Genomic DNA, 12,295 nt, shown 5'->3' on the forward strand with positions numbered 1-12,295 from the left:
CAGCGTCGGCGGAGTGATCGGCCAGCCCTTCAACGAGGCGTACTGCGCCGCCAAGTTCGCGGTCGAGGGCTTCATGGAGTCCCTCGCGCCGGTCGTGGCCACGGTCGGCGTGTACGTCAGCGTGGTCGAGCCGGGTGCGGTGGCCAGCGAGTTCGTCAGCAACGTGCGCCTCGCCGACAACGCACTGGAACAGGCCGGGCCGTACGCGCCGGCCCTGTCCGCCTATCTGGACTGCACCCGCAGCGCCTTCGCCGGCGCGCAGGCGCCGCAGGACGTGGCGGCACAGATGGTCGAGCTGCTCGCTGCCGAGCGGCCCGCCTTCCGGGTGCAGACCTCGGACGCCGCACGCGCTTTCACCGCCGTGAAGCTCACGGATGGTGACGGCTCCGCCGTCCTCGCCCTCACCGGCGGCTGGGTCCACTGATCCAACGCCCTCCCCACCCCACCACCGCCACAGAAGAGGACCGCCCATGTCCGAGAACACCACCACCGACCTCGACCGCCTGCGCGCCACCCTTGCCGCGAGCTCCTATGAGCACCGGGTCCTGACCGTGGTGCACCGCTGGTACTGCGGCTACGAGGCCCCGCGAATGAACCTCGACCTCCAGGGTGAACTCGTCACCGACGACTTCACCATGCACCGCCCGCCCGAGAGCAACATGCCCAGCGTCCATGGCCGCCAGGCTTACCTCGACAGCGTCTCCGCCCTCCCCGCCGGACAGAACAACGCCCATCACCTGCGCACCCTCGCCATCGAGCACACCGGTGCGGACACCGCGCGGGCGGTGGTCACCCACGACTTCGAAACCGTCGGCCCGGCCATGACCGGCGCCGCACACCTGCGCTACGACCTCGAACTCTTCCAAGACCCCAGCGAGCGCCTGCCCCGGATCAGCACCATGGGCGAGCACCTCCTCACCTACCAGCAGACGCCGTTCGTCGCTGCCTACGCCGAGAACCGGGTGCTTGCCTTCGTTCACTACTGGCTCTCGCTCCTGGAGCAGCCCGGCGACGACGCCGAGCCGCTGCGCGAACTGCTTGATGCCGACGTCACCATGACACTCACCGACGGCCGCGTCCTGCACACCTTCGACCAGATCGCCGCCTGGTACACGGACACCGCCGGCCTGGTCGACATCAGCACCCACCACCTCGCCAACCTCACCACCACCCCCGGAGCAGGCGACACCCACGATCTCTCGGTCGAATTCGCCTGGGAGGGCATCACGCGCGAAGGCCAGCCCATGACCGCGCGTACCCGCCACCACTGGACCCTCGCCGAAACCGGCGAACGCTACCTGCGCCTGCGGCGCTTCGCCGTCACCATCCTCGACCCGTTCACCCCGGCCACAGCCCAGGAAGCACTCGCCCACCACGATGCCTACAAAGCCGGCTGAGAGAGCTACCGACTTTGGCTCGTCAACGTGAAACCAACTCGTCGAGGGGCAGGCCGGTGCCGACTATGAAGCCGTCGAGGGTGTCGGGCCGGTACTGGAGGCGTTTGAGCCGGTTGCGTACGAGAGCTTCGAGCCGGTCGAGGGCGACCACTGCGAGTTTGGCCAGGCTGCGTCTGACGTGAGCCCACACACCCTCGACCGGGTTCAGGTCCGGCGAGTACGCGGGCAGCAGGAACACCATCAGCCATTCACGCTCGGCGATCAACTCACGCATGACGTGGGAGACATGGTTGTTGAGCCGGTCCCAGACCAGCACAATCGGTGCCTTGAGGAGCTGGTGGGTGCCGTCGACCAGTGCGATGAAGTCGCGTTCGCCCATGCTGCGGCGCTTGCCTTTGCCAGCGGGGTGGATGCGCAGGCGGTGGCACAGCCGGGTGCGGGAGCCGGGCCGCATGGCGATCAGTACGGCCACCGACAGCCGCCCCGAGCGCCTGCCGCTCACCGTCACCTGCGGGGTACGGCCCCGCCGGCTCCAGGTGCGTCCTTTGGGCGGCCGTCGCGTGAAGCCTGCCTCGTGCTCAAAGCAGACGTAGCCTCCGCACGCCGCCCGGGCTCTTTTACCTCGGCCCAGGTCGCCTCCTTCCACGCGGTCACGGCCTGCTCGTCGCGCTCGGCCACCCGCCGCGCCGGCACCTGCGGGCTGAAGCCGAGCCGGTGCATCAGCCTCGTGGCACCCGAGCACCGCGAACCACTCGGGCCGCGGGAGGACAGAGCATGCACACCGCCGTCCCGCCAAATCCGGTGCCACTGGTAGGACGACTTCCGGCTCACCCGCAGCCGCCGTGCCACCTCCGGTGGCTTGACCTCCTGCTCGAACAGCTCGGCCGCCTGAATCCGCACCGTCTCCCGGCGCCGACGTCCCGCAGCGGTCATCCCGCCCCCATCCGCATACCTCACACACCACGGGATACGGCCACCACTCCAGGCTCATCAGGGACTTCAGGAAAGATCACCCTGACGAACCGAAGTCAGTAACGACGACGAATGGGAGCACTTCGAGTCTGCATACCAGTCCGACGTCGAGGAATGGCTCGCCGCCCAGCTCGCACCCGCCACGACTGGACTCTCACTGATACCGGCGAGCGCTACTTGCGCCTGAAGAGCTTCCAGGTCACCGTCCTGGAACCGTTCACGCCGGTGACCGCCGAAGAGGCCCTCGCCCACCGCGACGTGGCCACAAGGACCAGCTGAGCCGCACGGCCCCGGGCGGCGGCAGCGCAGGGATCCGGCCTCGGACCGCCGGTACAGCGGTCGGCGCTGAGACGGGCAGCACACCCGTCCCCGGCGGTCCGGTTTGGCCTGGGTCAGGCCTCCTGGCCGGTGGCGGCCAGGACGATCTCGCGGATGGTGACGTTCTGCGGCTGCCGGTAGGCGTAGGCAATGGCCTCGGCCACGATCTGCGGATCCAGAGCACCGCCCGCGGACTCCTTCCACGCCTGATAGTCGCTCTTGATCTTCTCGTCGCTGGTGTGCGAGAGCAGTTCGGTCTCCACCGCACCGGGGGCGATGGTCACCACCCGGACGCCGCTCGCGGCGACCTCTTCGCGCAGGTTCTCCGACAGGGCGTGCACGGCGAACTTGGTAGCGACGTAGGCGGCGTGGTTGGGGAAGGTCTTGCGGCCCGCGACGGAGCTGACGTTGATGACCGTACCGGTGCCGCGGGCGAGCATGCCGGGCAGCACCGCGCGGGTGCCGTACAGCACGCCCTTGACGTTGAGGTCGATCATCCGGTCCCACTCGTCGACCGGCTGGTCGGCGATGCGGCCCAGCAGCATGACCCCGGCGTTGTTGATGATCGCGTCGGCCGGGCCGAACCGCTCCTCCGCCTCGCGCACGGCCTCCTCGACGGCGTGGCGGTCGGTGACGTCGACCTTGCGGCACAGCGTGTGCGGCAGGGCGAGCTCGTCCAGCCGTTCGAGCCTGCGGGCGAGCAGCAGCAGCGGGTGTCCCTGCGCGGAGAACAGGCGGGCGGTGGCGGCGCCGATGCCGGAGCTGGCGCCGGTGATGACGATCAGGGGCTTGGCCATGGGATACCTCTCGAAGCAGGGTGTGGTGTCGCATTCCAGGAGATCACCGCGCCGGGCCCCGCTCGTGCCGCCACCGGAGGCCGGTTTCACCGGGGGTCCGACAGACCCCCTCTGGCGTGTCCCGAAGCCCCGCCCACTGCCCTAGCCTGAAGGAATGAGCACGTCAGCGGAGCGCGGACCCAACCTGGAACTGCGGGACTTCCTGCGCTCCCGCAGGGCACGGATCCGACCCGACGAGGCGGGCCTGGGTCCGCACGCCGGCCGACGCCGGGTACCCGGCCTGCGCCGCGAGGAGGTCGCCCAGCTGGCCGGGGTCAGCGTCGACTACTACGTCCGCCTGGAACGCGGCCGCACCCCGAACGCCTCCACCGCCGTACTCGACGCCGTCGCCCGCGCACTCCGGCTCGACTCCGCCGAGCGCGCCCACCTGTTCGACCTGGCCAAACCCAGGCCGGACTCCGGCCGCCGCCGCGCGGCGCCGCCGCAGCGGGTACGGTCCGGACTGCTGCGGGTGCTGGACGCCCTGACCGACACCCCGGCGATGATCCTCGGGCACCGCTTGGACGTCCTCGCCGCCAACCCCCTCGCCAAGGCCCTGTACACCGACTTCGACACCCTGCCCCACCGCGACCGCAACCTCGCCCGCTTCATCTTCCTCGACCCCACCGCCCACGACCTCCTCGCCGACTGGGACACCGCCGCCCGCGGCTCCGTGGCCGCCCTGCGCCTGTACGCGGGCCGCCACCCGCACGACCCGCGCCTCGCCGAACTGGTCGGCGAGCTGTCCGTGCGGGACGAGGACTTCCGCCAGTGGTGGGCCGACCACGACGTCCTGCAGTACACCCACGGCACCAAGCTCTACCGCCACCCCCTCGTCGGCGAGCTCACCCTCGCCTACGAGTCACTCACCCTCCCCGACGACCCAGACCAGGCCCTCTACCTCTACACCGCAGAACCCGACAGCCCCTCCGACCACGCCCTGCGCCTGCTCACCGTCTGGTCCGCCCCGCACGGCCAGGCCGGTGATCGCGCGTAGTCGTCGGGCCCGTCCAGCTCCTGGTCGCCTTCCCCGATCCAGGTGTCTGGACCACGTGCCGGCGTACTTGCGAAAGTGCAGATGGAGGTGCTCAGCCTGGTGTTCGTCCGTGGGCTCGGGTAGGTGGACTCGTGCAACGATCGTGCTGTGGAGAGTCCTGATCCCTCGTTCCGTCGGCGCTTGTTGATTGAGTCGCTGACAGTGCTGGCAGCTGATGCCCAAACCCAGGTTGCCTGGCTGGCCAGGCACGACGTGGTGACGGATGAGATCGCCCTGGACTTCGATCACGCTTTTGGCATGGCTGAGGTCCTGGTGGAGGAGGGGCAATTCGATCGCGGTGTCCTGCCTGACTTGCGGGAGATCGACGCCGTTCTCAGCAAGATGAGCGGTGCTGAGCACGCTGGTCGGTGGACGACGGACGCGTTGTGCGTCAATGAGGGGTGGAGTCGGGCCCGGCGGGTGGCCCGCCGGGTTCTCGCTGCGGAGCTGGGTGACTGGCAGCAGCCGCTTCGGGAGATTTCTGTCATCCGGTGACAGGCTGCGCTGTTGTTGCTGGTCAGGCCACTTGGGTGTCCCGTTCGATGGCGGCGAGGCGGTTCTTGAGCCGGGCGGACACGCACGGGGCCCCGTTGCGGTCCGGGGCCTGAGGTGACGCGTCGAACGGGTGGGCGATCACGTCGGCCCGGATGCCCAGCATGTAGGCGAGGTGGCGGTCGGCCAGTGCCGCCCGTAGGTGTGCGTTGGTGCCGTAGGCGGCGTCGGCCGCCACGACCGGTGGCCTCATGCCCCAGGCGTCCAGGGTGTCGAGCATGCCTAACGCGAGCCGCCATTTCTCGCGGTGTGTGACCTGGGCCGGGACGCGGGTGATGGTCCGGCGATCGGTGTCCGAGGCCCGCTCTTTGGACAGGAAAGGGCGCCACTGCAGTGGGCGGGAAGCGGTGTCGGTCGCGGCATGGATACTGACGGCGACCTGGCAGTTCGCCCGCTTGCCCAGTGCCCCGCAGTACTGCGGGGCCACGGCGACGGACATCCGGCCGTCCTTGGGCACCGACACATCGTCGATCACCCAGGCCCTCGGCGCGATCAACGGCAGCATGCGTTCGCAGATCCGCCGCTGCACCGGCTCCGGGTCCCACGGGGACTGCCGCGAGGCCATGGCCTGGATGGACCTGCGGCGGCCGTCCAGCATCAGGCCCCGCAGATAACAGTCGCCCTTGGCCCGCTGGTCCTTGCGCGGCACCGAGGAGAACACATCGGCGACGAACAAGGCCAACTTCGCCCGGACACGGTTGACATCAAGTGCATCCACGCGCCCGACATGCTCTGCAACAGGCCCGACAGGAAGACCTAACGGAGTCCTATTAGCTAGTGCTGTGACCGGTTGATGTGCGCGCTTCGGCCGAGTGCTCGTCCCTGTGATGGCCACTGGATGTGGTCGCCGGTGTGAGGGGGTTGGCCACGTTGTCCGTGGCCGTGAAGCGGCGGACGCCCGGTACGCCTGCGGTTCCGGCGCAGGCCACGCCCACCGCGGCCGCTGCGGCCCACAGCGGAGCCTGCGGGCCCCACGCGCTCGCCGCGAGCGGGGCGAGAACGTAGCCGAGGGGCATGGCGCCCAGGGACAGGAGCCAGTCGTACGAAGTGACGCGGGCCAGCACGCCGGGCGGGATGGCAGCCTGGACGGAGGTCTCCCAGACAGGGTTGAGGAAACCGAGGCCGGCGAGGGCGAGGCCGTAGGCGGCGATAACGGCGAAGGCTGGGGCGCCGGCTGCGAAGAGGGCGAGGGGCAGGGCATACGTCGCGAGGCCCAGGTTGGCCACGAGGATCGGGCGGCGGGGGCGGGCGCGTCCGGCTAGGAGGGAGCCGAGCAGAAGTCCGACTGCGCCGGCTTGGAGGATCTCCACCCAGGTCTGCTCACCGCCCAACTGCCGTACGGCCAATGCGGGTCCGAGCGTCGTCAGCACGGCCGCGGCGCCGTTCCAGACGGCGTGCGCGATCAGGCTTGTCCAGTACCAGTCACGGCTGCGGACCTCCTGCCAGCCTTCCACGAGGTCGGTGCGGAGGGGGCGGTGCCCGACTGGGACGTGCGCGATGCGGATTACGGCGAGCAGGGATGCACTGGCCGCGAAGGAAATGGCGTCCAGGATGAACGCCCAGCCGGGTCCCGCGGCGAGGATGAGCGCGCCGGCAAGGGCCGGGCCGCCGAGGCCGGTGGCGCTTCTGACCACGCCGAGCGCGGAGTTGGCGGCTTGCCGGTCCTTGTCCGGCACCGTGCCGGTGATCAGCCGCGGCAGGGTCGGCATGGCGAACGCGGAAGCAGCCCCGCCGACCGCCGCGGCGAACGCGATCTGCCACAACACCGGTGCACGGTCGAGGAGTTGGAAGCCGATGCAGAGTTGTGCGGCACCGCGTACGAGGTCGGTCGTGAGCGCCACGGTCCGGGCATTGAACCGGTCGGCGACGACTCCGCCAAGGGGGAGAAGCAGAAGTCGCGGGACCATCGCGCAACCGAGGACGAGTGCGAGGGCGGATGTGGAGCCGGTGGCCCGCAGCACGGCGAGGGAGAGCGCGGCAGGCACGACGGCGTCGCCGACGAGGGACAGCGATCGACCCAGGAAGAGCAGCTGGAAAGGACGGTTGCGCAGCAGTCGGTGTGGCATGCGGCTGAATGTATTTCGGCATCGAATTTTCGTCAACGAAATATCAGCTGTCGAAATATAAGAGGCTGAAGCGTCACGCCGTATCCTGGAGTCATGGAGCGGATCGCGCCCACGGGGCAGGACTGGACGGACGAGCACATCACCCGCTGGAAGACGGTGCTGCCCGATCTCGATCCGGACATCGAGGGCGCGGTGACCCGCATGCAGAAGATCACCTCGCACCTGAGCAAGGTCCGCGAGCGGTCGCTGGTCAACTGTGAACTGGAACGGCACGAGTTCGACACCCTGCACAAGCTCGCCGCCCGCGCGGGCTGGGCGACCCCGTCCGAGCTCGCCGCCGACCTCGACCTCGCACCAGCTTCGGTTACTGGCCGACTCGACGCCCTGGAGCGCCGCGGCTTCGTGCGCCGTACACCGTCCAAGGCAGACCGACGTCGCGTCGACGTCGAACTGACCGAACCCGGCCGCGCAACCTGGCTGGGTGCGATGGACGTGATCGGCCACGAGGAATATCGGCTGCTCGGCGCCCTCACCCAAGACGAACGCCGCGCCCTTTCCGACCTGCTGCGGCGCGTCGCACTCGCAGCGGAGGCGCACGACGGCGCCCCTTGATGCCCGGCCACAACGCCCGAACTCGCCGGTGACGCGGGCGAGTTCAGCCATCTCGGGGCAGGCTTCGGTGAGTTCCCGCAGTAGTGTGGTGTCCTTGTCGCGCAGGTTCCCGGGGCGGGTGAGCAGGAGGCGGGCGAAGCACTTGTACGAACTACTCTCCGAACAAGACACCATCCCCGCCGCCAGTTAGCCACCGCAGCTGGAACCCAAACCGTGGGGCAGGTCAACCTGTCACCCAAGCCTGCATCGGACCCGTTCTCCACCATCGGCATCCGATGGGCGTAGAAGGTGCACGTGGCGGCCCGAGCGGTGGTGGTCCGGGCCGCCGCTGTGCACCTGTACCGGCGCCTGCGCGTCCTTGGCTACGGACGGTTAGAGACGTTGCCGGCCTGGACGCTGGTCTGAGCACCCGTGACGGCCGTGCCCGCGGCGACGAGCGCGGTGACGGCGAACGCGGCGGCCAGCACTGCGCCGATGCACTTCTTCACTCGATTCCCCCCATATTTCGAAGCCTCGTTCAAAGGCCCCATCCGTGATCAACAACGGATACAGCACACACTCGCCCAGACGGAAGCGACACCTCCACACGATCACTGCACACAGCACCGCATACGAACCCCGCGGCTTCACGCCCTACAAGGGCGGGCCCATTCCACCAGCGCCGGACCGCACACCGTGACAACCGACCGGCGGTCTCGACCGCGCACGGCGCGCTGCTGCACGTGAGAGTGAACCGCCGCCGCCCGGCCCGCCCCAAGCGGCCCTCCCCGCTGCCACAAGCCACCAGCGCACCGCCCGCTCCCACACCCCCCAGCACCCCGGCAGCCACCCGCCGATGACCAGCCGTCAACTCTCCCCGGTCCTGCAGCGCCAGCAACCGCCGTACCACCACCGGCCGCAACACCCCGGCATCCACCGCAGCACCGACCGAACCCACCCCACACTCCCCCACCAGGACGGGCACACACACCCCAAACGACCGATCAAGAAAGGGAGCCCGACCCAATTGGCGTCCCCACCTCGCCGACCAGCCGATTCTCAACCACCGACCAACCACCCCCACCACATCCACCACCCCGGACACCAAAACGAGAACCACCCCGCATTCCATGCATCGGGCCGTGCCCCAAGGCCGGGTAGTTAGCGTATTTCCGCTGGTGGCAAGGGAGTTCGGTGTCGGGTAGGAACGCGGGCAACGGGGCCGCGTTGGTCAGGCAGTCCGCCAAGACTTCCGACCGTTGAGGAGCCCCGTTGCCCACGCGTCATTGTGCCTTGCCACCCGCTCTGGCGAGGGTCACCCGTGAGTTCACCGTGGCCGAGGGCCGGTTCGCGCCCGGTCATCTGGGCGAGTTGACGCAGGTCATACCGTTCGACCTCGTCGATGCCGTTCTGGATGAAACCCGTTGCGTGCAGCGCCGGTTACGGGATCTGCCCTCGCGGGTCGGGGTCTACTTCCTTCTCGCGATGTGCCTGTTCCCGGAGGTCGGCTACCGGCTGGTCTGGCACAAGCTGACCGCAGCCCTTACGGGCGTCGGGATCGAGGTCGCGGAGCCAACTGCGAAAGCCTTACGTGACCTGCGCAGACGGCTCGGTGCAGAACCGATGAAGCGCGTGTTCGAGACCCTGGCCGGCCCGCTCGCCCAGCCGGTGACTCCCGGAGTGCGGTTCGGGCCATTCCGGATCGTCTCCTTCGACGGCTGCAGCTCGATCAAGCTCCCCGATACCGAGCGCAACGTGGAGTGGTTCGGACCCGGCAGCCGTGGCGGGTATCCGATGCTGGAACTGATGACCCTGGTGGAGACCGGCACCCGTGCCCTGATCGGCGCTGTGTTCGGCACTCCCAGCGACGGGGAGACCTCCTACGCTCGCAGGCTCCTGCACCACCTGAGCCCCGGCATGCTGGTCCAGTGGGACAAGGGCTTCGACGCCAACGCCTTCCTCGCCGCCGTGCACGACACCGGAGCCAGGTTCCTGGGCCGGCTGCGCGTCAACCGACGCACCCCGGTCCTGAGCCGACTCACCGATGGCTCCTACCTCTCGGTCATCGGCACCGTCCCGGTACGCGTCGTGGAAGCGCAGATCACCGTGACCTATGACGACTGCTCGTTCACCAACTCCTACCGGCTGGTCACGACGCTGACCGATGCTCGTCGTTACCCCGCCCCGACCCTCGTTGCCCTTTACCACCAGCGGTGGGAGCACGAGTCGGCGTACTTTGCTCTGCGTCACACGATCACAGACGGTCGGGTCCTGCGTTCAGGCGACCCGGTCGGGGTCGAGCAGGAGATGTGGGCCCTGCTCGCCCTCTACCAGGCACTTCGGACCGTGATGGTGGAGGCTGCCGAGTCCCGGCCGGGCACCGACCCGGACCGCTGCGGCTTCACCATAGCCATCCAGACCGCCCGCGACCTCGTGGTCCAGGCCGCCGACGTCATCAAGCCCGGCGCCCTGGGCACCCGCACCACCGGCGTCATCGGCAACCGGGTCCTGGCCGGGCTCCTCCCGCACCGGCGCCCCCGCATCAGCACCCGAAAAGTCAGGTCATCGGTCTCCCGGTACGCCGAACGCCAAGACGACGGCCGCCCCGACACAAGCCGCCTGGTCACCGACCTCGACGTCACCATCCTCGAACCCGATCCCGACCTGCCCACCGTCTCGCACGACGATCGGCACACACCGGCCGCCGACCGGCGCAGACAGCGCGTCCTGGACCTCCTTCACGCAGAACCCGACCGCCAGTGGCACACTCGCGACCTCGCCCGCCACCTCGGCGACATCACCCTCAGCACGATGTACCGACAGCTCGACAGATGGGCCGTAAACGGACTCATCACCAAGACCGGCCCCGCCACCTACAGCAGCCCGAGAACTCGCTCAGCCCTCTTGCCACCAGCGGAAATACGCTAACTACCCGGCCTTGCGTCAAGCCCCAGATCCATGCCAGAAGGTGGCTGGTGCGTAGCTGACGCGGGTCAGCGCGCCGCGTCGCCGCCGGCCTTGAGGCGCTGGAGCGAGCGGGTGAACGGCGTGGCGAGTTCGCCCAACGGATCGAAAAAGCGGCGGTCGCACTCCTCCACCACGCCGACCGTCCGGTTGGCCAGGTCGCGGCCCGCCGGGGTCACCTGGAGGGCCCGGGCGCGCCTGTCGGTCGGGTGAGGGAGACGTTCGACCAGGCCGCCCGCCTCCAGGGTGCGCAGCACCTGCGAGGTCATCATCGGGTCGGTCGCTGTGTGGTCGGCCAACTGCTTCTGCGTGATGGGGCCGTCGCTGCCGAGCCAGGTGAGGGCGGCCAGCAGGACGAACTGGACGTGGGTGAGGCCGTACGGCTTGAGAACCGCCCGCTGGGCGGCCTGCCAGCGATTGGTGATCTGCCAGAGCAGCAATCCCGGGCTCTCCTCGGCGTCGTCGAAGGATGTGGCCAGTTCACGTCCGGTCATAGGCGAAGAGTCCTTCCTGGGGCACGGTGGACATCGTCGACCCGGTCGACATCGCCCTACCGCTCATGGCCGCTCGGATGAGGGTGAAGTCGCCCTCGCTCAGCTCGATCAGACCACGGCGCAGCTGGTAGCCCCAGTTCGGGTCGGCCGTGAGGTCCAGGGAATGGCGCAGGTCGGCAATCGGCGTGTCGGTGGTGGCGTGGTAGTGCATGCGGCGCCGCCAGGGCTTGAAGTCGCCTTCGTCGGCCTGCCAGATCGTCTCGTCGGCGACCTCGGCAAGTGCCGTGAACGCCCGGAGCGGGTCGCCGTCGCGCAGGCGGGCGCGCGGCGAGTAGTAGATCAGCCAGTCCCCGGCGCTCAGTCGCGCAAGTGGGGGCCTCTTGCCATGTCCGAGCTGGGCGATGCCCAGCCGCCTGCCGCGTTGGACGTGCTCGCGGCAGACGACTCCGAGCCAGTACTTCACGCCGCGACCTCGGCCTTCGCCTCGACGGCGGCCTTGAGCCCGTTGAGGTCGCGCGGGACGGTGGTGGCGATCCCCTTGCCGAGGATCTTGTTCCACATCCACGCCATCGGGCCGGTCATACTCGCGGTCACCCGGACGACCGTCGCGCCGGTCTCGTCGACGTCCACCTGGTGGCGGAAGGTCAGCTTGGCGCCGGGTAGCTGCGACACGTCGGTGAACTCGCGCTCGGTCAGCACGGTGATGACGAACTTGGTCTTGGGGCCGCCCTTCGGCTTGAGCACCCCAGTGGTCCCCTGTGCGAACGGCCCGTCGAGGCGGACCCAATCGGTGTCGGCGCTCCACTCGGGCCAGGTGGCCGTGTCGGCCCAGTGGGCGAAGAAGGCGGCGGGGGCGGCGGCGGCGGAGATCTGGGCGGTTCCGAGAGTCATCATGCAAGTAGTATGCGCGCTTAGTATTTTGGGGTCAAGCCCCCTCGTGTTCGCCGCCTGACCGGATGGGCGATCGCGGATCACATGCGAACCGACCTCGTCACCGACGCGCTCGCCGAGTCCTTCGACGCAACGTTCAAACGCGAATCGCTCCAGGGCCGGAACAGCTGGCCCAACG

Annotated in this window: 13 protein-coding genes and 1 pseudogene; 6 read left to right on the forward strand and 8 right to left on the reverse strand. The window is 69.0% G+C overall.

Features of this window, described 5'->3' with window-relative positions:
* Both ACWD35_RS23170 and ACWD35_RS23175 read left to right on the forward strand, forming a co-directional pair.
* Window positions 1-424: SDR family NAD(P)-dependent oxidoreductase (locus tag ACWD35_RS23170; protein WP_451353190.1), on the forward strand; the 424-nt coding region annotated here is incomplete at its 5' end.
* Window positions 425-470: 46 nt separating this feature from the next.
* A complete protein-coding gene (locus ACWD35_RS23175; RefSeq protein WP_451353191.1) occupies window positions 471-1,397 on the forward strand; it encodes a hypothetical protein in 927 nt (308 codons plus the stop codon).
* A gap of 22 nt (window positions 1,398-1,419) precedes the next feature.
* On the opposite strand, the pseudogene ACWD35_RS23180 reads toward ACWD35_RS23175, so the two are convergent.
* Window positions 1,420-2,354 (reverse strand): annotated as a pseudogene (locus ACWD35_RS23180) (IS630 family transposase).
* Window positions 2,355-2,761: 407 nt separating this feature from the next.
* The gene (locus ACWD35_RS23185) at window positions 2,762-3,484 is read right to left on the reverse strand and encodes an SDR family oxidoreductase (protein ID WP_451353192.1); all 723 of its coding nucleotides are present in this window, start codon (window positions 3,482-3,484) and stop codon (window positions 2,762-2,764) included.
* A gap of 154 nt (window positions 3,485-3,638) precedes the next feature.
* Between ACWD35_RS23185 and ACWD35_RS23190 the strand changes: the two genes are divergently transcribed.
* Both ACWD35_RS23190 and ACWD35_RS23195 read left to right on the forward strand, forming a co-directional pair.
* The gene (locus ACWD35_RS23190) at window positions 3,639-4,520 is read left to right on the forward strand and encodes a helix-turn-helix domain-containing protein (protein ID WP_451353193.1); all 882 of its coding nucleotides are present in this window, start codon (window positions 3,639-3,641) and stop codon (window positions 4,518-4,520) included.
* Window positions 4,521-4,700: 180 nt separating this feature from the next.
* Entirely contained in the window at window positions 4,701-5,054 is a 354-nt protein-coding gene (locus ACWD35_RS23195) for a hypothetical protein (protein ID WP_451353194.1), read from the forward strand.
* Window positions 5,055-5,076: 22 nt separating this feature from the next.
* On the opposite strand, the gene ACWD35_RS23200 is transcribed toward ACWD35_RS23195, so the two are convergent.
* Entirely contained in the window at window positions 5,077-5,829 is a 753-nt protein-coding gene (locus ACWD35_RS23200; protein WP_451353195.1) for an IS701 family transposase, read from the reverse strand.
* A gap of 52 nt (window positions 5,830-5,881) precedes the next feature.
* Window positions 5,882-7,177, reverse strand: coding sequence for an MFS transporter (locus ACWD35_RS23205; protein WP_451353196.1), 1,296 nt, complete (start codon window positions 7,175-7,177; stop codon window positions 5,882-5,884).
* A gap of 93 nt (window positions 7,178-7,270) precedes the next feature.
* Here ACWD35_RS23205 and ACWD35_RS23210 point away from each other — a divergent pair, with 93 nt between their 5' ends.
* Complete coding sequence (locus tag ACWD35_RS23210; RefSeq protein WP_451353197.1) at window positions 7,271-7,789, forward strand: MarR family winged helix-turn-helix transcriptional regulator; 519 nt, start codon at window positions 7,271-7,273, stop codon at window positions 7,787-7,789.
* Window positions 7,790-8,151: 362 nt separating this feature from the next.
* On the opposite strand, the gene ACWD35_RS23215 is transcribed toward ACWD35_RS23210, so the two are convergent.
* The gene (locus ACWD35_RS23215; RefSeq protein WP_451353198.1) at window positions 8,152-8,277 is read right to left on the reverse strand and encodes a hypothetical protein; all 126 of its coding nucleotides are present in this window, start codon (window positions 8,275-8,277) and stop codon (window positions 8,152-8,154) included.
* Between the two features lie 784 nt (window positions 8,278-9,061).
* Here ACWD35_RS23215 and ACWD35_RS23220 point away from each other — a divergent pair.
* Window positions 9,062-10,696, forward strand: a complete 1,635-nt coding sequence (locus ACWD35_RS23220; protein WP_451353199.1) for an IS4 family transposase — start codon at window positions 9,062-9,064, stop codon at window positions 10,694-10,696.
* Between the two features lie 65 nt (window positions 10,697-10,761).
* Here ACWD35_RS23220 and ACWD35_RS23225 read toward each other — a convergent pair whose 3' ends face one another.
* From ACWD35_RS23225 to ACWD35_RS23235, 3 genes are read right to left on the reverse strand one after another with little or no spacing between them, the layout of a single operon-like run.
* Window positions 10,762-11,226: a MarR family winged helix-turn-helix transcriptional regulator gene (locus ACWD35_RS23225; RefSeq protein WP_451353200.1), complete on the reverse strand. Its 465-nt coding sequence runs from the start codon at window positions 11,224-11,226 to the stop codon at window positions 10,762-10,764.
* Window positions 11,213-11,689, reverse strand: a complete 477-nt coding sequence (locus ACWD35_RS23230; protein WP_451353201.1) for an EVE domain-containing protein — start codon at window positions 11,687-11,689, stop codon at window positions 11,213-11,215. Before ACWD35_RS23230 ends, ACWD35_RS23225 begins: the two co-directional genes overlap by 14 nt.
* A complete protein-coding gene (locus ACWD35_RS23235) occupies window positions 11,686-12,120 on the reverse strand; it encodes an SRPBCC family protein (RefSeq protein ID WP_451353202.1) in 435 nt (144 codons plus the stop codon). The genes ACWD35_RS23230 and ACWD35_RS23235 overlap by 4 nt, the downstream gene beginning before the upstream one ends.
* Window positions 12,121-12,295: the final 175 nt, after the last annotated feature.

The organism is Streptomyces sp. NPDC002671, from assembly GCF_053592475.1.